The organism is Campylobacter estrildidarum (genome assembly GCF_005406205.1).
GTDB lineage: Bacteria > Campylobacterota > Campylobacteria > Campylobacterales > Campylobacteraceae > Campylobacter_D > Campylobacter_D estrildidarum.
Genome location: NZ_NXLZ01000002.1, coordinates 143,588 through 163,417 on the forward strand (window position 1 = coordinate 143,588; position 19,830 = coordinate 163,417).

A 19,830-nucleotide genomic window follows, 5' to 3' on the forward strand; every position below is an offset into this window, starting at 1 on the left:
GTGAAATAAAAACTAAGCACAAAGCTTAGTTTTTATTAATACAGTTTAAATCTTCAAAAGCAATTTCTAAGCGTTTAATCATACTTTCTTCTCCGGCTCTTAACCATACGCGCGGATCATAATATTTTTTATTTGGCTTATCATCTCCTTCTGGATTTCCAATTTGACCTTGCAAATAAGCACGATTTTTCGCTTCATATCCACGAACTCCATCCCAAAATGCCCACTGAGTATCTGTATCAATGTTCATTTTAATTACACCATAGCTTACTGCATCTTTAATGTCTTTCAATTCGCTTCCGCTTCCACCATGAAAAACAAAATTTATAGGCTTATCACTACTTAATCCAAATTTTTCTTTTACAAATTTTTGAGAATTCTTTAAAATCTCAGGTTGTAAACTCACATTGCCAGGCTTATAAACCCCATGTACATTACCAAAACTTGCTGCAATAGAAAATTTATCACTGATTTTTCCAAGTCTTTCATAAGCAAGAGCTACATCTTCAGGCTGAGTATAAAGCTTAGCATTATCAATACCTGTATTATCAACTCCATCTTCTTCCCCACCTGTACAACCAAGTTCTAATTCAAGACAAATTCCTAATTCATCAAGTTTTTTAAGATATTCTTCGCAAGTACTTAAATTCTCTTCTAAACTTTCTTCACTAAGATCAAGCATATGAGAGCTAAATAAAGCTCGTCCATGACTTTTTTTAAACTCAGCATTTGCAGCAATTAAACCATCTATCCAAGGCAAAAGCTTTCTAGCAGCATGATCAGTATGTAAGATCACAGGAACTCCATAAGCTTGAGCAAGTAAATGTACATGTTGAGCTCCACTAACAGCTCCTAAAACATCACCATTGGGACAATTTTTACCAGCATAAAATTTAGCACCTCCGTTGGAAAACTGAATTATTACAGGCGAATTTATTTTTTTAGCAACTTCTAAAACAGCGTTAATAGAATTTGTTCCTACAACATTTACAGCAGGAATTGCAAATCCCTCTGTTTTAGCATACTCATAAATCTTATTAAGTTCATTACCGCTTATAACTCCTGGTTCAACGATATTTAAAATACCCATTATTTATACTCCACTTTAGCATTTTTTAATAACTCTTGTCCTTTTTGATTGATAATTTTCTTAAATTCTTCAAATTTAAGCCCATTTTCAATACCTTTTTTAACGTCACTAAATTTAATTTGCTCTCTTGCACGAGAATTTTCTTTTAAGATAATATGGTAACCAAAATTTGTTTTTACTGGAGTAGTTGTAATGGTACCATTTTTAAGAGCAAAAGCCGCATCTGTAAAAGGTTTTACCATAGTTGATTGATCAAACCAACCAAGCTCTCCCCCTTGATTTCTTGAACCTGGATCAATAGATCTTGCTTTAGCAATTTCACTAAATTTGTTATCTAAAGCCTTACCTTTTAAATTTTTTAATTCATTAATAATTTCTTTAGCTTCTTTTTCACTAGAAACTAAAATATGTTTAGCTTGAACTGATGCAGGTCTTACATATTTATCTTTATTTTGATCATAAAAAGCTTTTACTTTAGCTGAATCAACTTTAATTGAGTTTAAAATTTTTTCTTGATATACATTCACTAATATATTATCTTTTGCACGCTCAAGCTCTTTTATGTAAAGCGGATCTTTTTCTAAATTCTGCTTTTTAGCATCTTGTAAAATTAAATCTTGAATGATATATTGTTGCGTAAGTGCCTTTTTTTGATTTTCTGGTAAAGTTTTAAAATCTTGTCCTCTAAGCATAGGAGCAAAAAAATCGCCTACCTCTGTATCACTGATGTTTTTGCCATTTACTGTGGCTACCGTAACCGCATTTACATTTAAGGCTACACCGAAAACTAAAACTGCTGCAACTAAAGAAATTTTTTTCATCTGGTTTTCCTTTATTATTGAAATATTTTTAATGTAAATTAATTATATCTCAACTTGGTTTAAAGCAAATTAACTAAAATAAAAAAATGAAAAGAAATTTAAAAATCAAAGAATTATTTTTAAAAAATTTTGAAAAACCTACAACGGAATTAAAATTTAAAAATCTTTATGAACTTATAGTTTGCGTAATGCTTTCGGCTCAATGCACCGACAAAAGAGTTAATCTTATCACCCCTGAACTTTTCAAAGCGTATCCTGATATAAAAAGTCTTTCTAAGGCCAATTTATCAAGTTTAAAAAGCTATATACAAACTTGTTCTTTTTTTAATAATAAGGCCCAAAATCTTATCAAAATGGCAAAGGCTGTATGTGAAAATTTTAATGGTGAAATTCCTTTAAATGAGAAAGATTTAAAATCTTTAGCTGGCGTTGGACAAAAAACTGCTCATGTTGTGTTAATAGAATGGTGTGGAGCGAATTTTATGGCAGTAGATACTCACGTTTTTAGAGTTTCCCATCGCCTTAATCTAAGCAAAGCAAAAACTCCAGAAGCTACAGAAGAAGATTTAACGCATATTTTTAAAGACAATCTTAACTTTCTTCACCAAGCTATGGTGCTTTTTGGAAGATACACCTGTAAAGCCAAAAAACCTTTGTGTAAAGAATGTTTTTTAAATCATCTTTGCACAAGTGCAGATAAGGAAATTTGATGAAATTTTTAACCTTTTTACTATTATTCTCTTTAAATGTATTTGCCTTAGAAGCCTATAAACCTAATAAAAATTTTTCATCTTATTTTAACGCTTTCAATTGTTCTCAAGTTTTAAATAAATTTTTTTATATTAATTGTTATGATTACAGCTTAAAAGGTACAAAAGCGGTTGCTTATAAAGTTGAAAGCTCAAATTTGAAATCAAAGCAAATAAAAAAACGTGCTCGTTTTGAAGATGATACAAATATTCCTAAAAAATATCGCACCACTTGGAGTGATTACAAACACAGTGGATATACTCGTGGACATACAGCGTCCAATGCTTCATTTCGTTTTAGCAAAGCTGCTCAAAATTCAGTTTTTTTAATGAGCAATATCACTCCACAAAATGAGCAAATTAATGCTAAAGTTTGGAATGAAATCGAACAAAGAGAAAGAAAATTGGCTTTAAAATTTCAAAGCGTAGAAGTTCTCAATCTTATTCTTTACGACAAAAATCCAAGACGTATTAAAAATAATATTGCAATACCGAGCTTTTATATTAAAATCATTCAAACACCTCAATTTAAAGAATGCTATCAAGTACCAAATCACGAAGTTGATGATGAAAAAATCACAAATTATAAAATTTCTTGTGAGCAATTTTAAAGGGTTATTATGGATCTTAACGAATTGACTATTACTGTGCTTTATATTGTAGGTATTTCAGCAGAAGGTATGACTGGAGCTTTAGCAGCAGGAAGACATAAAATGGATCTTTTTGGAGTGATATTTATCGCTTTAGTTACTGCCATTGGTGGAGGAAGTATACGCGATGTAGTTTTAGGACATTATCCCCTTACTTGGGTAAAGCACCCAGAGTATGTTCTCTTGATTTGTTTTTGTGCTCTTATGGCTACTAAAATTCCAAGAATTGTCACAAGATTGGAACATTTGTTTTTAACTCTTGATGCTATAGGACTTGTTGTATTTAGCATACTTGGAGCACAAGTTGCTATGAAATTAAACTATGGTTTTATTATCGCCGTTTCAGCAGCTGTAATTACAGGAGTTTTTGGTGGAATTTTAAGAGACATTTTGTGTATGAGAATTCCACTTGTATTTCAAAAAGAAATCTATGCAGGTGTTGCAATTATAGCAGGTGCAATTTATTATACTGCAGTAGTTTGGCTGGAAATTAATACTCTAATTTGCACTTTAATTACCTTATTTATCGGTGTTTTAATGAGACTTCTAGCTATAAAATTCCAATGGGCTTTACCTATATTCTCTTATAATGAAAATGAAATGAAATGAATTTTTTATTTAAAAAATAAAAAATTTTAGCTTTATTTTTATATAATAGATGTAAAAATATCATACAAATTAATGACATTTGGACAAATAAACGATGAAATTTTTTAAACAAATAATATTTTTATTTATCATAACTATAATTTTAACAGCTTGCGAGCAGACCAAAAGCGTGGAATATTACAAAACTCATCCACAAGAAGCCAAAGAAAGAAGTGATGAGTGCAGACTCAAATCCATCATCAGTCAAGATTGCGTTAATGCTTTTAGTGTAGCTATTCCTAAGGAGGATTGGGAAGAAAATGAAAGTAGCGAAAACTAATTTTATTTAAAAGCTATAAAACTTTCAAAATTTGCCCATTTGAAAATACTTTCTATTTTTTTAAATCCGGCACTTTCAAGCATAGAAATGTTTTCTTTTTCGCTATAAGGAATTAAAACATTTTCTAAAGCTTCTCTTTTAGTAGCAATTTCAAATTTAGAATATCCTTGACTTTGCTTGTAATCAGCATAAATTTCAATAATATTTTTAGACAAAAAAGCATCTTCAAAAAGAATTTTTTCACTCATTATAAAAATACCATTTTTATTCAAATTTTTATAAATTTGATTTACAAGCTCTTGTCTTTTTGGAGGTCTTATAAATTGGAAAGTGTAATTTGCAATAAAAACATCACTATCAAAAAAGTTAAATTCGCACAAATTTCCTGCAATAAATTCTATATTTAAACCATACGCATTGGCTTTTGATTTCGCTATCTCAAGCATAGGTAAAGAATTATCTATCCCAAAAAGCTGAAAATCTTTTCTTAAACTAGCTAAAAAAATTAAAAAATTAGCACTTGAACAGCCCAAATCACAAACTTTAGCACCATTACTTACAATCTTAGCAATCAACTGAGCACAAAGCTCTAAATTTTCTTTATAAAAAGGCACAGAACGATTAATCATATCGTCAAAAACACTAGCTACATTTTTATCGAATTCAAACTGTTTTTTTTGACTTTCTTTAAAAATTTCATCTTTCATTTCAAATCCTTCAAACGATCTTGAGCCAATTGTATATCTTTAGCTATTTGTTTTTTTAATTGTATTAAATCTTGAAATTTTTGATTTTCTCTTAAAAAAGATATGAATTGAATTTCTATGATTTCACCACAATTTATATCTTGATCAAATTTTTCTAAAATATGACTTTCAATAGCAAAATTTCCATCACTAGAACGTATTCCTAAAAAACTTATACTCTTATAAATCCTATTTTTTATTTGGGTTAAAGTAACATAAACACCCTCTTTTGGTAAAACATAATCATCACATTTTAAATTCAAAGTTGCAAAAAGCTCTCTTGAACCAAGTCCTTGTCCTTGGATATGCTCACCTTTTATAGAATAATTTCTTCCTAAAAGAAGATTTGCTTTCTCAATATCACCTTTAACTAAAAATTCCTTAATCAAGCTTGTATGCACACTAAATCCATTTATGCAAAACTCATCTACTATAACTGTTTTTATTCCACTTAAGTTTTCTATATCTTTGGCCTTGTATGCTTTATTTTTACCAAAACAAAAATCATAACCCACTACAATATATTCTAAAGAAGTAAATTCTTTTTTTAAAAAGTCTAAGAATTCTTTACCGTCTAAATTTTTAATACTTTCAAAATCAATTTCTATAATCTGTTTATTTGCTAAACACCCCTTTTCTTTGTTAGTACAAAGCTTTCTACCTTGAAATTTATCTACAATTAAAAGCGCACCAAAATCATCTAACAAATCTACAAGCTTTTGATGTCCTAAATGCAAACCATCAAAAGAACCGATGGCTAAAGATTTTATTTTATTTTTTGCAGTAGTGGTAAAAATATTCAACATTCCCCTCTTTTCCTTTTATCTTAGATTCTTCACAATTTTTTAAAACCCAGCCTAAACGCATACAAGCTTTTTCAAATTCTTTTCTTACCTTTTGAATTTCCTTTTCATCTTGAACAACACCTTTTTTATTTCTTTTTACATTTTTTCCAACTTCAAACTGAGGTTTAAAAAGCAAGATTATATCTTTTAAAGCTAAGCTATCAATATAGAACATTAAATGGTGTAAAGAAATAAAACTAACATCGCAAGTGATAATATCAAATTTTTCTTTACTTTCAAAGGCTCTTAAGTCTGTATTTTCAACGATTTTAATTTTAGCATTATCTCGCAAACTAGAATGGAGTTGATTATCTCCCACATCTAGAGCAACGACTTTTAAAGCTTGATTTTCTAATAAAATCTGCACAAACCCTCCTGTACTAGAACCTATATCAAGACAAATTTTATCCCTAATATCAATATCTTTATCTTGTAAAAAATTCTTTAGTTTTAAAGCTGCTCTTGAAACATAAGTTTTACTCAAAGGCTCTAAATTTAATTCCTTAGAAGATAAAATTTCTTCTTCGCTCAAAGTATTGTTTTTAAATAAATTTTTTATATTAAAAGAAGACTTAAAAATTTTAGAATTAAGCAAAATTTCTTCATTTTCTATCAATTCCAAAGCCTTATTTCTACTGATATTTAATCGTTTGGCTACAAAAAGATCATATCTCATTTTAGGCTTTCGTTGAGAGATTTTTGCAAATCTTCTTTTTCTTTAGAAAACCACCATATTCCAATTTCAAAAGCATTTTTATTTAAAATTTCCCTTACTTGTCTTAAATTTTTATCCAATTTATCTTTATCTTCTTTTAAAGTGCTTAAATTCTGTTCTTTTAAGAAAGAAAGATTATTTACCATAAAAAATATTTCCTTATGATATGTTTTAACACTTTCATTTTTAGTTTCTCTAGAAAAAAATAAGGTAATGGCTATTAAAAAAGAAAATATAAAAATATAAATTTTATTTTTTTTAAATGCAAAATTATAAAGATAAGATATAAAAGAAGAAAGTATAAAAAAATTTAAAAAATCAAAAATAAAATTAAAAATCTTAAACCAAATAATACCAAAAGAAAACAAAAAATACTCTTTTAGGCCATTCAATATAGCTAAACATTGAGAAATAAAATCAAAAATAAAAAAGCTAGAATTTTTATAATAAATCATATTTTGATAAAAGTCATTCAAGTTAAAATCAACCTGTTTGACAAAAAATAAATTAAAAAGACTATAAATAAAAGCAGTAAAAAAACTTGTTATAACGATAATTCTAAAATCATTATACGCATTATCTATAAATTGCAAATGAAACTTTTTTTTAAAAAAAAGTAAAAATAAAGGTAAAAAAATAAACAAAAATAAAAAATCTTGTTTTTGGGATGTAATTAAATTTGAAAATAAAGAAAAAGTAGCAAATAAAGCCATAAAAAAACTTATAATATAAAGATAAAAATCTCCGGAAGTAATTCGATAAATCAAACTGTTTTTAACTATTGTAGCTTCTTTTAAAACATTTTTTCTAAATTTTAAAAAAATCAAAAATTCTCTCATAAAAGCATAAAAAATAAAAATCAAAAAAATAAAAGCATAATTAAAAAATTGCCACGTTAAAATAAAAGCGAACAAGGCTAATAAAGCGATCATTTTATCAGCTCTTGAAAATCACTTTCATTAATGCATTTTACGCCAAGTTCTTTTGCTTTACTTAGTTTAGATCCCGCTTCTTCTCCAAAGAGTACAAAATCTGTTTTTTTAGAAACCGACCCGCTGACTTTTCCTCCTAATTTTTCTATCAAAGCCTTAAACTCATCTCTTGGTTTAGAAAGTGTTCCAGTGATTACAAAAGTTTTTCCTAAAATAGAGCTGTCGTCTTTAATCTCTAATCGTTCGACTTTTAATTTTAAAATATTATAAAATTCACAAATTCGACTTTGATTGACACGAGTAAAATCACACAAGCTTATTGCCATTTGCTCACCAAAACCTTCTAAATTTGCATAAGCTTCAAAATTTTGCTTATGCCAGTCTAAGCCAAAACTCAAACTTAATTTTTTAGCCGCTACTTCTCCTATATGCTCAATCCCTAAAGCTGTAATAAAACGGAATAACTCACATTCTTTCGCATTTTCTATAGCGTTTAAAATATTATTGATTTTTTTTTCTTTAAATCCTTCCAGACCTTCAAAATCATCATATTTTAAAGAAAAAATACTCTCAATTGTGCTGATTTTTTTATTTTTATATAAAAGTTCAACTATATTTTCTCCAAGCCCGTCTATATTTAAACACTTCTTAGAAACAAAATGTATGATCGAATTTAAAAGTCTATCAGGACAATCAATATTTTGACATTTTATAAGCGTTCCTTCATCTAAAAGCTCACTTTGACAAGTAGGACAAAATTTAGGACGAGAAATATCGCACTCTAAACCATTTCTTCTTTCTTGAAAAACCTTAGTAATTTTAGGTATAACATCCCCACTTCTTATAACGCTAACAAAATCATTGATTTTTACATCCAATCTTTCAATTTCATCAAAATTATGCAAAGTAGCAGATTTAACCACAACTCCATCTAAATTTACAGGTTCTAAAACAGCAACAGGAGTGATCACTCCACTTCTTCCTACTTGCAAATTAACCCCAATTAAACGCGTAGTTTTCTCAAGAGCTGGAAATTTAAAAGCTGCCATAAATTTTGGGAATTTAACCGTATAGCCAAGTTCTTCACAAAGTGCTAAATCATCAACTCTAACTACCATACCATCCATCATCATAGGTTTTTGATCTCTTAAGGATAAAAGCTCCTTATAAGATAATAAAACCTCATCTAAATCCTTGCAAAGTTTAACAAAATCATCTTTTAAAAAACCGAGTTCTCTAATAAAATTCATCACTTCACTATGTTTTTTAAAACTTAAAGAATTTTCTCCAACTCCCCAAGGATAAAATTTTAAATTTCTTTCTTTGGTGATTCTTGTATCAAGCTGTCTTAAACTTCCACTTGCTGCATTTCTTGGATTGGCAAATAAACTTTGATTTAACTGAGCTCTTTTTTCGTTGATTTTTTCAAAATCATCTTTTAAAATCACAACTTCGCCACGGATCTCTATTTTTTCTTTATAAGAAATCGTTTTTGGAATATTATCAATCTCAAAAACATTTAATGTAATATCCTCGCCAACTTCTCCATCACCTCTTGTAGCACCGCTAATAAGCTGACCATTTTCATAGAGTAAATTTAAACTTGCTCCATCAAATTTTGGCTCTATAAAAAAATTATTTTCACACCTTGCACGCTTTGCCCAAGCCCTTAATTCTTCTTCATCAAAAACATCTTCCATCGACCACATACGACTTAAATGAGCAAGCTTTTTAAATTCGCTTTGTATAACAGGAGCTATTTTCTGTGTCGGAGAATCTGGCGAAATATCGTTTTTATTTTGAATTTCAAACTCTCTTAATTCCCTAATTAAAACATCATATTCTTCATCACTTGCCAAAGGCTCATCTTTTTCATAATAAGCCCTCATCCATTCATTAGCTAAAGCTACTTTGCTTAAATATTCTTCTTTAGTCATTTTAAATCCCTATATTTCTCATTGCATTTGCTAAGGCAAAAAGCTGTTGATGTTCATACAGATCATGCACTCTTATAATACTTGCTCCATTTTCAAAAGCTTTTAAATGCAAATACAAAGTTCCGGCTAAACGATCTTTAACTTCACTTGAAAAATAAGCATTAATTACACTTTTGCGACTTGCACCTACAAGCAAAGGCTTACCAAACTGCAAAAAATGCTCCAAATGTTTAATTAAAATCATATTATGCTCCGCACTTTTTCCAAAACCAATTCCGACATCTAAAATACTTTCTTTTACTCCATATTTGTCTAAAATTTCAAGTTTTTCCTTAAAAAATAAACTGATTTCATCAAGTATATCTTCATAATAAGGATTATCCTGCATGGTACTTGGATCCTTTTGTATATGCATCAAACAATATTTTGCCTTATATTCATTTGCAAGTTTGGCTAAATTTTCATTTTTTAAACCTGTGATATCATTGATCAATTTAAAACCTTTACTTAAAGCATATTCTAAACAATACTCATCAAAACTATCCAAGCTAAAAATACTTTTTTCATAATATTTTTTTGCATAAATTAAATCAAGAATATTTTTAAGTCTTTTAAATTCTTCCTCTTTACCACAATAACAACTCCCCGGTCTTGAACTCACTGCGCCAATATCTATATAATCAGGATTTAAAGCTAAAATTTCATTGAGTTTTTTTTCAAACTCGTTTTCACTAACGCGGCTATTGGCATTAAAGCTATCTTCGTTGATATTCATAACCGCCATAAGTTCTACTTTTTTAGGCTTTAAAAAATCTTTTTCCAAAAAAAGAGCTAACTTTTTAAGTCCAAAATCTTGCAGTTTTTCTTTTGATATTATTTTTTGAATTTGTTCTTTTGTTGCCATTAAAAGTGCATTAGAATGATCTATTTTAGCAGTAATAACTTCTTTATGAGTTACCAATTCAGCCCCCACTCTTAAAGCATCTTGTTTTAAAATATTAGCAGCTGCTGCATTTAAATTTTTAATCAATATAAAATGAATTTGTGTTTTTTGACTCATAATTTTTTGCCCAAACCTATGAGGACTTATAAAAGAGCAAATCATATTAAAATCTATATCAGGGTTGATTTTATAAAATTTCATTTTACTTCTTTGTATAAAAATTAAGCAAAAGTGTAGACAAGATCAAAGAACTTTTAGAATTAAGCTTTGCTAACTCATAACTTTCATAAAAATTTTCAAGTTCTTTAGCATTAAAATCTTTAATTTTGACCATTTGTTCAGTTAAAAGAGTGATTTTTTCCATAAGTTCATTTTTGTCTAAATTCTCATTTTCTTGTAAAAATTCAAACAATGTTTTTAAATCCATTTTATCTAATTTCAAATTTAAGCTATTTTTAGATTTTTGTATATTACGTTTTTCACATATAAGACGTGATTTTATCGTAGGTAAAAGTAAATTTTTAGAAGGGACAACTATAAGAAATTTGACATTTTGTGGCGGCTCTTCAAGAAGTTTTAATAAAAAATTTTGTGCTTCTATTCTAAAATTATGCGCCATTAAAACTATAATTTTTTCATCAATTTCTGCTATATAACTTTCTTTTTCAACCAATCTTGCATCATCAAGCAAAAAATCATTTGCAGGGGTTTTAGGAATCAATCTTAAACGATTATATCCGTATTTTTCAATCATTTCTTCTTTGATACGCTCAAAATCTTCACTGATTATAATTTTACTTGTAAACACAAAAATTATCCCAAACTAACCTTAGAAAACAAAATCGCATCTAAACTTAAATCCAAAAGTTTATAAAGACTTATAAGCTTAACATCAAGATCTTTATCTTTAGAGTTAAGAAAAAAGCTATTTTGTAATTGTTCATCAAAAAGCCACAACAAACTATCGTTTTTAGATTTAGCTATAAGAGATTTTTCATCCATAGTAGAGCCTATGTAAAAATAAATATATCCATTAGGAAAAGTAACATCTAGCAAATCATTAAGCAAAGCTATTTCTTCAGATTTTTGTATCTTTTTTTTGCACAAAGCGTTTAAGGATACAAAAGGCAACATAGGACGATTAGTTTTTGTATTAATATTTTTTAAAAAGTATTCTTCATACCAAGATCTTTGCTCATCACACATCAAAATAAAAGTGCGTCCCTCAAGTAAATATTTAAGTTTTACTTGCATTAAAGGAGCCCATTCTAAACGACGTGACTCCATCCAAGCCATAAAAGTTCCGCCATTACGGATATTCTCAAGTGTAAAACTCAAAAAATCACTCATTTGTCAAGTCCATAACACTCGTGAAGTGCTCTTACAGCAAGTTCTCCATACTTCTCATGCACTATCATAGAAATTTTTATTTCGCTTGTAGAAATCATTCCTATATTGATATTTTCATCTGCTAAAGCTTTAAAAGCTTTACTTGCAACCCCAGAATGCGACTTCATTCCAACACCCACTATAGATACTTTTACCACAGCACTATCGCTTTCCACTATGGTATCGGTATGTAAAATTTTTTTCATAGCATTTTTAGCCAATTCTAATTCATTTTGAGGCACAGTAAAACCTAAATTTGTAGCTCCATCTACACCTACATTTTGAATAATCATATCCACATTAATATTTTCATTTGCTAAAACTGAAAAAATTTCAGCTGCAATTCCTGGTTTATCTTCTACATTTCTTAAAGTTATTCTTGCTTGATTTTTATCTAAAGCAATACCGCTCACTAAAGCTTGTTCCATTTTATCCTCTTCTGTAATTATTGTTCCTTGATTATTATTAAAGCTACTTCTAGTAACCAAATTCACATTTAATTTTTTAGCAAGTTCAACTGAACGATTTTGCAAAACTTTAGCTCCCAAACTTGCAAGTTCAAGCATTTCTTCATAAGAAATTTTATCTAACTTCTTAGCCTTGGGTTCTATACGTGGATCAGTTGTATATACTCCATCAACATCGGTATAAATTTCGCATAAATCAGCTTTTAATGCTCCAGCAACAGCAACTGCACTTAAATCACTTCCACCGCGTCCTAAAGTGGTTACATTTCCTTCTTCATCAACTCCTTGAAAACCTGCTATAACAACGATTTTTCCTTCATTTAAGGCATTTTCAATGGCTCCTGTATCAATATAAGAAATTCTAGCCTTTGTAAAAACATTATCTGTAATAATCCCTGCTTTTCTTCCTGAAAAAGCAATAGAATCAAATCCTTTTTCGTTTAAAGCAATGGATAATAAAGCACTTGTAACACGCTCACCACTACTTAAAAGCATATCCATATCTTTTCCATTGGGATTTTTACTAAAATATTGTGCTTGTTCTATAAGTGTATTGGTGACTCCACTCATTGCGGAAACTATAACAACGAGCCGATTTCCTTGTTTTACACTCTCTATAACTCGATTTGCAACTGCTTCAATGCGTTCTAAGCTGCCAACACTCGTTCCGCCATATTTTTGAACTATAAGCATTAGATATAACCTTTCTCTTTAAAATATTTAATTACTTTAATATAAATATTTCTTTTAAAATGATGGATCATTTCAAAAATTTGTTTTACTTTAACAAATTGATAAGCACTAAATTCAGGATGTTTAGTCTTAATATTAATTTTTGATTCAGATTTTAAGCGAACCAGAAAATATTTTTGAATTTGCCCATCATAAGGATACATTTTTTTAGCAACTCTTTCTGGAAAATCATAGCTCAACCATTCTGGATATTCAGCAATGATTTCAATCTCATCTGTACCAATTTCTTCTTTAAGTTCTCTTAATAAAGCACTTTTGGCGTCTTCACCTTCATCAATACCACCTTGTGGAAATTGCCAAATATTATCCATGTCGCTTCTTTTTGCTATAAAAATTTTACACTCTAATGGATAAGTGCTTGATAAAATAATAGCCGCGACATTAGGTCTATATTTTTTTTCTTTTTCCAATTGCTTTACCTCAAACCTATACTAAGCATTATCATTTTAACCAAAGTCAAATCAATTTTTGATTAAAATTAACAAATTTAATTAAAATTATTAGGTTGTTTATGCATTTTTATATCCATATTCCATTTTGTGAAAGCAAATGCAATTATTGTGCTTTTACAAGTTTAAAAAAAGATAATTATGAAAAATCTTACTTTCAAGCTTTAAATAAAGATATTAATTTTCAGTTGGAAAAATTTAATATAAAATATAATCAAATAAAAACATTTTTTATAGGCGGAGGTACACCAAGCTGTATTGATGCAAAATATTATGAGTCTATTTTTAAAACTCTACATCCCTATTTGTCTCAAAACGTAGAAATTTCATGCGAAGCTAATCCCAATTCAGCAACGTTAAACTGGATTAAAGCAATGAAAAATTTAGGAATAAATCGCATTTCTTTTGGGGCGCAGAGTTTTCATCCTAAAAAGCTAAAATTTCTTGGAAGAATTCACAATCAAGATACAATTTTCAAAGCTTTAGAAAATGCAGATAAAGCAGGATTAAAAAATATCAATTTAGATCTCATATACGACACTAAAATGGACGATAAAAAAATGCTTGAATTTGAACTTTCAAATTTAGAAAAAATAAAACCTTTAATCACTCATTTAAGCGCTTATAATCTTACTATAGAGCCAAAAACTGCTTTTGCTAAAAAAGAAAACTTTAAGAAAAACGCTCCTAATTTAATGAAATTTTTTATTCAAAAATTAACTCATCTTGGTTTTTTTCAATATGAAATCAGTAATTTTTCTAAAAATAAAAACACAATGTGTAAGCATAATCTTAGTTATTGGAAAGGCAATAATTATATAGGTTGTGGTTTGAGTGCTGTAGGATTTTATAAAAATCAACGTTTTTACACTGCTAATAATTTAAAATCTTATATAGAAAACCCCGCTTTTAGAAATGTAGAAAAATTAAATTCTAAAAATTTAGAACTAGAGCACTTATTTTTAGGGCTTAGAAGCATAGTAGGTATTCAAGAAAAAAAATTAGATTTCAAACAAAAAGAAAAGGCTTTATTATTACTTAAAGAAAAAAAACTTAAATATGAAAAAAAAAGATATTTTAATCCCAATTTTTTACTCAGCGACGAACTTGCTTTGTATCTCTCATCTTAAATTTAAGTTTTTTAAGTAAAATAACCATCTAAAATATTTCTAAGATAAAGTATTAATGAATGAGTTTTGGTGAAATTATAATTATTTTAATTGTAGCAATTTTAGTTTTAGGTCCTGATAAACTTCCTGAAGCCATCGTGCAAATAGCTAAAATTTTAAAAGCCTTAAAAAAAAATATAGACGATGCGAAATCAAGTATAGAAAAAGAAATTCGCATCAATGAACTTAAAGAAGAGGCTAAAAAATATAAAGATGAATTCTCAGCTAGCAATGAAAATATACGCAAAAAACTTAGTTTTGAGGAATTTGATGATCTAAAAAAAGACATTTTAGAAAAAACTAAAGTGGATTTAACTTTTGATAGTAGAGAAAATCCATCAAGTAATCTTAGTGGGCAAAATTTAAATTCTGATGAAAAACCTAAACTTACCTCATTAGAAGAAAAAGCGGAAAAATAAATGTTTGAAGAATTAAAACCTCATTTAATAGAACTTAGAAAACGTCTCTTTATAAGCGTAATTTCTATTATAGTACTATTTTTAGTATGTTTCGGCTTTCGTAATTATATTTTAGAAATTTTAAAAACTCCTCTTGTGGAAGTTTTACCAGAATTTTCAAAACACATCAATGTTATAGAAATGCAAGAAGGTTTATTTACAACTATCAAAGTAAGTTTTTTTGCTGCTTTTGTTTTTGGTATTCCTATTATCTTTTGGCAATTTTGGAAATTTGTTGCGCCTGGGCTTTATGATAATGAAAAACGCCTTGTTATCCCTTTTGTAAGTTTTGCAAGTGTTATGTTTGCTTTGGGTGCTTGTTTTTGTTATTTTATTGTTGTACCTTTAGCTTTTAAATTTTTGATTAACTTTAGTCTCAATGAAGGTTTCAACCCAGTCATCACTCTAGGAACTTATGTTGATTTTTTTATTAAGGTCATTATTGCCTTTGGTTTAGCTTTTGAAATGCCAGTTATTGCATTTTTCTTTGCAAAAATAGGCCTAATTGATGATGCTTTTTTAAAACGTCATTTTCGTATATCTGTTTTAATTATTTTTATTTTTTCTGCTTTTATGACTCCACCTGATTTTTTATCTCAATTTTTGATGGCAGGACCACTTTGCGGACTTTACGGACTTTCTATTTTGATCGTTCAAAAAGTCAATCCAGCTCCAAAAGAAGATGAAAAGTGATAAATGAAGATCTTATTCTCTCACATTACAACTACAATTTACCACAAGAGCTTATAGCAAATTATCCAGCAGTTCCTAAAGAAAACGCCAAGCTTTTAATTTATAAAAGAAAAAATCAAGAAATTTATCATACAACTTTTGCAAATTTAAAAGACTTTTTACCAAATTGTACTATATTTTTTAATGATACTAAGGTGATTAAAGCAAGAATTTATGGAAGAAAAGAAAGCGGTGGCAAAATAGAACTTTTTTTACATCAACCCTTTTTAAATTCAAAAAAACCAAGCTTTATAGTTCAAATTAAAGGGCGTGTAAAAATCAATGAAATTTTACATTTCGAAAAAAACTTAATAGCAGAAGTTATTGAAATTCTAGAAGATGGAATGCGTAAAGTTTGTTTTTATCAAAATGATAAAATCTTAAACACAAATGAACTCTATAAACTTCTTGATAAAATAGGACATATTCCCCTACCTCCTTATATCAAAAGAGCAGATAATGCTAAGGATATTGAAGATTATCAGAGTATATTTGCTAAAAATTTAGGCGCAGTAGCCGCTCCTACAGCAAGTTTACATTTTAGCGAAGATATGATTAATGATCTAAATAAAAAGCATGAAATTTATCATCTGACTTTGCATGTAGGCGCAGGCACTTTTAAAAATGTAGAATGCGAAAACATACAAGAGCATAAAATGCATAGCGAGTTTTTTAGCATTCCAAAACAAGCTTGTGAAATTATTGATTCAAAAAAACCTATTTTAGGTATTGGAACCACGGTAACAAGAAGTATAGAATATTACGCAAGAACACATAAAGAAAATGGATTTTGTGATTTATTTTTACACCCAAATAATCCGCCCATAAGACAAAATTATCTTTTAACTAATTTTCACCTGCCTAAATCAACTCTTATCATGCTTGTTTCATCTTTTATAGGTAGGGAGCGATGCTTAAAACTTTATGAATTAGCCATAAAAGAAAAATATCGATTTTACTCTTATGGCGATGCTATGCTTATTTTATAATCATTCTTTAAATTTTATAGCAATTTTGGCTTGAAGCTTAAGCCAATCTTTTTGAAGCATGATAGGAAAACCTCCATAAACTCTACCTCCTTCAAGGCTTTTGCTCACTCCACCTCGTGCGGCTATTGTACTAAAATCTCCTATTTTCAAATGTCCACTTGTAGCACTTTGACCACCCATAACCACATTTCTTCCTAATTGACTTGAACCTGAAATACCTGTTTGTGCCACAATAATACAATTTTGTCCAATATCACAATTATGCCCTATTTGAACAAGATTATCTACTTTAGTTCCTGCTTTAATAATTGTACTATCAAATACGGCTCTATCAATTGTCGTGCAAGCTCCAATTTCTACGAAATCTTCTAAAATAACATTACCATTGTGATAGATTTTATAATGCTCTCCATTTTTATTGTGTGCATAACCAAAACCATCACTTCCTATAACGCAATTTGCTAAAAGATGGCATTTTTTTCCAATTTTGCTATCATTATAAATCACTACATTAGGATGGATCACGCTTTCATCTCCAATGCTAACATTATCGCCAATGAAAGCTCCTGCCATAATAACTACATTTTCTCCAATATCAACATTATTGCCTATATAAACATTAGGCATAATTTTAGCACTCTTAGCAATATTTTGTTTTTTTTCTTTAACTTGCTCAAACAAAGGTTTTGCAAAAAGTTTACTTAAAAAAGCAAAACTTAAATGTGGATTTTGAGTGATCAATACTTTCGTATCTTTTGGAACTAAATTTTCATATTCTTTGGTTACCAATATAGCAGCGGCTCCAGTATTGGGAATATCTTTAGCATTTTTTTCTCCATCACAATATGTTAGCTCTGTAAAATTTGCCCTTAATAGAGAATTTAAAGCAGTGATTTCAATATCTTCTCCGTTATATTCTAAGCTTAAAAATTCTGCTATTTCTTTTAATTTCATTTTAAACCTCGCTAAAATAAATGTTTAATTATTTTAAAATGATATCATCATAAACTTTCTAGTTGGCATCAAATTTAAAAATTAACAATAATATTTTATTTTACAAAATATAAAATTTTTTTATAAAATCATTTTTAATAGTCTTTTTTTGTACCAAAAATATCAAAATCACCAATGATATTTAATCAGCTTAAAATTTCTCTTAATATCATATTTGCTCTTTTTCCATCTACCTTGGCTCCAAATTGAACTTTTACCTCTTTCATGACAAGCCCTTGATCTTTCAAAGAGCTTACTCCTAGTTTTTCAATTAAATCTTTTAACACTCTCTTTAATTCTTCGTCGCTTAATTGTTTTGGTAAATAAATTTCAAGAATTAAAATTTCATTTTTCTCTTTTTGAGCTAAATCTTCCCTCCCTCCTTTAGAATATAGTTCAATTGCATCTTTGCGTTTTTTTATTTCACTTGATATAATTTTATAAATTCTTTCATCATCAAGTGTTATTCTTTCATCAACTTCAACCTGTTTTAATGCTGCATTTAAAGTTCTCAAAACATCTCGTTTAAAATCTTCCTTTTGCTTCATCGCTTCTTTAATATCGTTTAAAATTTGTTCTTTAAGTGCCATGTTTTTCCTTTTTAATTAAAATTACAAGCTTTAAGATTTAATCCAAAGCCCTGTAAACCTATATAATCTTTATCACAACTTTGAGATAAAAGTTTGATTTCTTCTATTTTGAAATATCTTAAAATTTGCGCCCCTATGCCATAATTTTTAAATTGAGTTGCACTTGATTTTTCTCCTTGCATGAAAACAATCACCCCGCTATTTTCATGCAAAAATTTAATCTGTTCTAAAAGTTTTGAAAATTTATCCGACGTTAAAAGCTCAAAATCCCTTCCACTGATATGAAATTTTACGTTGGTGCATTTTTGAATTTCTCCAAAAGCAAATACAACATGCTGTATATTATTATGATCAACAAAAACAAATTTTTTAGCCTTAAGACCTGCTAAAAAACTATCGCTTTTTTCTTTTAAAGTAATGAGACTTTCATGCTTTAATCTATATTCTATAATATCAGAAACTGCAATCATATTGAGATTATGTTTTTCGCAAAATTTCTCTAAATCTTCTCTACGAGCCATATCACCATCATCTTTGACTATTTCGCAAATCACACAAGCTTCTTTTAAACCAGCCAAACGACAAAGATCGACAGTTCCTTCTGTATGTCCTGTTCGTTCTAATACTCCTCCACTTTTAGCTATTAATGGATTTATATGACCAGGCCGGACAAAATCATCTGCCTTGGCATCATCATCTGCAAAAATTTTTATAGTCATATTACGTTCGTAAGCACTCACTCCAGTAGTAGCATTTTTTGCATCAACAGTTATAGTAAAAGCGGTTTCGTGATTGGAGGTATTTTTTGGCACCATTAAAGGAAGCTCAAATTTTCTTGCAAGCTCTTCTCCAAGTGCTACACAAACAACACCTCTTGCTTCTTTAATCATAAAATTAACATTTTCTTTTGTACTAAATTGAGCTGGAAAAATTAAATCTCCTTCATTTTCTCTATCTTCTGCATCTACCATTACAAGCATCTTACCTTGCTTTATTTCTTCAATAGCTTGCTCGATGTTTATAAATTTCATATTTTCTCCACATTAAAATTTATAAAAATTATAACCTTATTTGCTTGACAAATAAATTAAATTTTAATATAATCTCCTTTCTTAAAATCTTTTAATACACTCAAAACACTGGGGTATCGCCAAGCGGTAAGGCAACAGGTTTTGGTCCTGTCATTCAGGGGTTCGAATCCCTTTACCCCATCCATAATTTACTTATCGCGAAGTAGAGCAGTGGTTAGCTCGTCGGGCTCATAACCCGAAGGTCGGGAGTTCAAATCTCCCCTTCGCAACCAGTTGTTTATTTTTTCATTTCTTTTAACTTTTTTTATTTGTTTTTGTCTTGCCGCAAAATAACATTTTGACAAACATTATATTACTTTAGATTATCTTTAATTTATTTTAATTTATTATACTTTACAAAAATTTTTTATTGACTTTATTATTGACCTAGTTAAATTTTCTTATTGACTCTATT

22 protein-coding genes, 2 tRNA genes and 1 pseudogene are annotated in these 19,830 nt (G+C 28.8%); 10 read left to right on the forward strand and 15 right to left on the reverse strand.

Going from position 1 to position 19,830, the window contains the following annotated elements:
• Positions 1-25: 25 nt before the first annotated feature.
• The gene (fbaA, locus tag CQA69_RS01930) at positions 26-1,090 is read right to left on the reverse strand and encodes a class II fructose-bisphosphate aldolase (protein ID WP_137620158.1); all 1,065 of its coding nucleotides are present in this window, start codon (positions 1,088-1,090) and stop codon (positions 26-28) included.
• Entirely contained in the window at positions 1,090-1,911 is an 822-nt protein-coding gene (locus CQA69_RS01935; RefSeq protein WP_137620159.1) for a peptidylprolyl isomerase, read from the reverse strand. Before CQA69_RS01935 ends, fbaA begins: the two co-directional genes overlap by 1 nt.
• A gap of 86 nt (positions 1,912-1,997) precedes the next feature.
• Between CQA69_RS01935 and nth the strand changes: the two genes are divergently transcribed.
• From nth to CQA69_RS01955, 4 genes are all read left to right on the forward strand, one after another.
• On the forward strand, positions 1,998-2,621 hold the full coding sequence (nth, locus tag CQA69_RS01940) for an endonuclease III (RefSeq protein ID WP_137620160.1): 624 nt from the start codon (positions 1,998-2,000) through the stop codon (positions 2,619-2,621).
• Positions 2,621-3,271 (forward strand): DNA/RNA non-specific endonuclease, encoded by a 651-nt coding sequence (locus CQA69_RS01945; protein ID WP_137620161.1) that lies wholly within the window; start codon positions 2,621-2,623, stop codon positions 3,269-3,271. Before nth ends, CQA69_RS01945 begins: the two co-directional genes overlap by 1 nt.
• Positions 3,272-3,280: 9 nt before the next feature.
• Positions 3,281-3,919, forward strand: a complete 639-nt coding sequence (locus CQA69_RS01950) for a trimeric intracellular cation channel family protein (protein ID WP_137620162.1) — start codon at positions 3,281-3,283, stop codon at positions 3,917-3,919.
• A gap of 94 nt (positions 3,920-4,013) precedes the next feature.
• Entirely contained in the window at positions 4,014-4,238 is a 225-nt protein-coding gene (locus CQA69_RS01955; protein ID WP_137620163.1) for an EexN family lipoprotein, read from the forward strand.
• Positions 4,239-4,240: 2 nt separating this feature from the next.
• Here CQA69_RS01955 and cmoA read toward each other — a convergent pair whose 3' ends face one another.
• From cmoA to CQA69_RS02005, 10 genes are read right to left on the reverse strand one after another with little or no spacing between them, the layout of a single operon-like run.
• Entirely contained in the window at positions 4,241-4,945 is a 705-nt protein-coding gene (gene cmoA / locus CQA69_RS01960; protein WP_137620164.1) for a carboxy-S-adenosyl-L-methionine synthase CmoA, read from the reverse strand.
• Complete coding sequence (locus tag CQA69_RS01965) at positions 4,942-5,790, reverse strand: bifunctional riboflavin kinase/FAD synthetase (protein WP_137620165.1); 849 nt, start codon at positions 5,788-5,790, stop codon at positions 4,942-4,944. Before CQA69_RS01965 ends, cmoA begins: the two co-directional genes overlap by 4 nt.
• Complete coding sequence (gene tlyA, locus CQA69_RS01970; protein ID WP_137620166.1) at positions 5,756-6,505, reverse strand: 23S rRNA (cytidine-2'-O)-methyltransferase TlyA; 750 nt, start codon at positions 6,503-6,505, stop codon at positions 5,756-5,758. Before tlyA ends, CQA69_RS01965 begins: the two co-directional genes overlap by 35 nt.
• A complete protein-coding gene (locus CQA69_RS01975) occupies positions 6,502-7,476 on the reverse strand; it encodes a hypothetical protein (RefSeq protein WP_137620167.1) in 975 nt (324 codons plus the stop codon). The genes tlyA and CQA69_RS01975 overlap by 4 nt, the downstream gene beginning before the upstream one ends.
• Positions 7,473-9,413, reverse strand: a complete 1,941-nt coding sequence (gene ligA / locus CQA69_RS01980) for an NAD-dependent DNA ligase LigA (protein ID WP_137620168.1) — start codon at positions 9,411-9,413, stop codon at positions 7,473-7,475. Before ligA ends, CQA69_RS01975 begins: the two co-directional genes overlap by 4 nt.
• 1 nt (position 9,414) lies before the next feature.
• A complete protein-coding gene (gene folP, locus CQA69_RS01985) occupies positions 9,415-10,557 on the reverse strand; it encodes a dihydropteroate synthase (RefSeq protein ID WP_137620169.1) in 1,143 nt (380 codons plus the stop codon).
• A gap of 1 nt (position 10,558) precedes the next feature.
• A complete protein-coding gene (locus CQA69_RS01990) occupies positions 10,559-11,164 on the reverse strand; it encodes a DNA polymerase III subunit delta' (protein ID WP_137620170.1) in 606 nt (201 codons plus the stop codon).
• A 5-nt stretch (positions 11,165-11,169) separates the two neighbouring features.
• Positions 11,170-11,706 (reverse strand): HobA family DNA replication regulator, encoded by a 537-nt coding sequence (locus CQA69_RS01995; protein WP_137620171.1) that lies wholly within the window; start codon positions 11,704-11,706, stop codon positions 11,170-11,172.
• Positions 11,703-12,905 (reverse strand): aspartate kinase, encoded by a 1,203-nt coding sequence (locus CQA69_RS02000; protein WP_137620172.1) that lies wholly within the window; start codon positions 12,903-12,905, stop codon positions 11,703-11,705. Before CQA69_RS02000 ends, CQA69_RS01995 begins: the two co-directional genes overlap by 4 nt.
• Positions 12,905-13,375, reverse strand: a complete 471-nt coding sequence (locus tag CQA69_RS02005; RefSeq protein ID WP_137620173.1) for an RNA pyrophosphohydrolase — start codon at positions 13,373-13,375, stop codon at positions 12,905-12,907. The genes CQA69_RS02000 and CQA69_RS02005 overlap by 1 nt, the downstream gene beginning before the upstream one ends.
• A gap of 101 nt (positions 13,376-13,476) precedes the next feature.
• Between CQA69_RS02005 and hemW the strand changes: the two genes are divergently transcribed.
• From hemW to queA, 4 genes and pseudogenes are all read left to right on the forward strand, one after another.
• The gene (gene hemW / locus CQA69_RS02010) at positions 13,477-14,544 is read left to right on the forward strand and encodes a radical SAM family heme chaperone HemW (RefSeq protein ID WP_137620174.1); all 1,068 of its coding nucleotides are present in this window, start codon (positions 13,477-13,479) and stop codon (positions 14,542-14,544) included.
• A gap of 59 nt (positions 14,545-14,603) precedes the next feature.
• Positions 14,604-15,010: pseudogene (gene tatB, locus CQA69_RS02015) on the forward strand (Sec-independent protein translocase protein TatB).
• Positions 15,003-15,734, forward strand: a complete 732-nt coding sequence (gene tatC, locus CQA69_RS02020; RefSeq protein ID WP_137620176.1) for a twin-arginine translocase subunit TatC — start codon at positions 15,003-15,005, stop codon at positions 15,732-15,734. Before tatB ends, tatC begins: the two are co-directional and overlap by 8 nt.
• Complete coding sequence (gene queA, locus CQA69_RS02025) at positions 15,734-16,762, forward strand: tRNA preQ1(34) S-adenosylmethionine ribosyltransferase-isomerase QueA (protein WP_137620182.1); 1,029 nt, start codon at positions 15,734-15,736, stop codon at positions 16,760-16,762. The genes tatC and queA overlap by 1 nt, the downstream gene beginning before the upstream one ends.
• On the opposite strand, the gene lpxD is transcribed toward queA, so the two are convergent.
• The 3 genes from lpxD to CQA69_RS02040 form a co-directional block, all read right to left on the reverse strand.
• Complete coding sequence (gene lpxD / locus CQA69_RS02030; protein ID WP_137620177.1) at positions 16,763-17,716, reverse strand: UDP-3-O-(3-hydroxymyristoyl)glucosamine N-acyltransferase; 954 nt, start codon at positions 17,714-17,716, stop codon at positions 16,763-16,765.
• Positions 17,717-17,901: 185 nt separating this feature from the next.
• A complete protein-coding gene (locus tag CQA69_RS02035; RefSeq protein ID WP_137620178.1) occupies positions 17,902-18,345 on the reverse strand; it encodes a GatB/YqeY domain-containing protein in 444 nt (147 codons plus the stop codon).
• Positions 18,346-18,356: 11 nt separating this feature from the next.
• The gene (locus tag CQA69_RS02040) at positions 18,357-19,376 is read right to left on the reverse strand and encodes a bifunctional 3,4-dihydroxy-2-butanone 4-phosphate synthase/GTP cyclohydrolase II (protein WP_137620179.1); all 1,020 of its coding nucleotides are present in this window, start codon (positions 19,374-19,376) and stop codon (positions 18,357-18,359) included.
• Between the two features lie 109 nt (positions 19,377-19,485).
• On the opposite strand from CQA69_RS02040, the gene CQA69_RS02045 reads away from it, so the two are divergent.
• Both CQA69_RS02045 and CQA69_RS02050 read left to right on the forward strand, forming a co-directional pair.
• Positions 19,486-19,560 (forward strand) — tRNA-Gln (locus CQA69_RS02045).
• Between the two features lie 12 nt (positions 19,561-19,572).
• Positions 19,573-19,648, forward strand: a tRNA-Met gene (locus tag CQA69_RS02050).
• Positions 19,649-19,830 lie beyond the last annotated feature (182 nt).

Excerpts from the sequence above, each read along its gene's own strand:
- fbaA (WP_137620158.1), bottom strand. The coding sequence starts at position 1,090 with ATGGGTATTTTAAATATCGTTGAACCAGGAGTTATAAGCGGTAATGAA.
- CQA69_RS01935 (WP_137620159.1), bottom strand. The coding sequence starts at position 1,911 with ATGAAAAAAATTTCTTTAGTTGCAGCAGTTTTAGTTTTCGGTGTAGCC.
- nth (WP_137620160.1), top strand. The coding sequence starts at position 1,998 with ATGAAAAGAAATTTAAAAATCAAAGAATTATTTTTAAAAAATTTTGAA.
- CQA69_RS01945 (WP_137620161.1), top strand. The coding sequence starts at position 2,621 with ATGAAATTTTTAACCTTTTTACTATTATTCTCTTTAAATGTATTTGCC.
- CQA69_RS01950 (WP_137620162.1), top strand. The coding sequence starts at position 3,281 with ATGGATCTTAACGAATTGACTATTACTGTGCTTTATATTGTAGGTATT.
- CQA69_RS01955 (WP_137620163.1), top strand. The coding sequence starts at position 4,014 with ATGAAATTTTTTAAACAAATAATATTTTTATTTATCATAACTATAATT.
- cmoA (WP_137620164.1), bottom strand. The coding sequence starts at position 4,945 with ATGAAAGATGAAATTTTTAAAGAAAGTCAAAAAAAACAGTTTGAATTC.
- CQA69_RS01965 (WP_137620165.1), bottom strand. The coding sequence starts at position 5,790 with ATGTTGAATATTTTTACCACTACTGCAAAAAATAAAATAAAATCTTTA.
- tlyA (WP_137620166.1), bottom strand. The coding sequence starts at position 6,505 with ATGAGATATGATCTTTTTGTAGCCAAACGATTAAATATCAGTAGAAAT.
- CQA69_RS01975 (WP_137620167.1), bottom strand. The coding sequence starts at position 7,476 with ATGATCGCTTTATTAGCCTTGTTCGCTTTTATTTTAACGTGGCAATTT.
- ligA (WP_137620168.1), bottom strand. The coding sequence starts at position 9,413 with ATGACTAAAGAAGAATATTTAAGCAAAGTAGCTTTAGCTAATGAATGG.
- folP (WP_137620169.1), bottom strand. The coding sequence starts at position 10,557 with ATGAAATTTTATAAAATCAACCCTGATATAGATTTTAATATGATTTGC.
- CQA69_RS01995 (WP_137620171.1), bottom strand. The coding sequence starts at position 11,706 with ATGAGTGATTTTTTGAGTTTTACACTTGAGAATATCCGTAATGGCGGA.
- CQA69_RS02000 (WP_137620172.1), bottom strand. The coding sequence starts at position 12,905 with ATGCTTATAGTTCAAAAATATGGCGGAACGAGTGTTGGCAGCTTAGAA.
- hemW (WP_137620174.1), top strand. The coding sequence starts at position 13,477 with ATGCATTTTTATATCCATATTCCATTTTGTGAAAGCAAATGCAATTAT.
- tatC (WP_137620176.1), top strand. The coding sequence starts at position 15,003 with ATGTTTGAAGAATTAAAACCTCATTTAATAGAACTTAGAAAACGTCTC.
- lpxD (WP_137620177.1), bottom strand. The coding sequence starts at position 17,716 with ATGAAATTAAAAGAAATAGCAGAATTTTTAAGCTTAGAATATAACGGA.
- CQA69_RS02035 (WP_137620178.1), bottom strand. The coding sequence starts at position 18,345 with ATGGCACTTAAAGAACAAATTTTAAACGATATTAAAGAAGCGATGAAG.
- CQA69_RS02040 (WP_137620179.1), bottom strand. The coding sequence starts at position 19,376 with ATGAAATTTATAAACATCGAGCAAGCTATTGAAGAAATAAAGCAAGGT.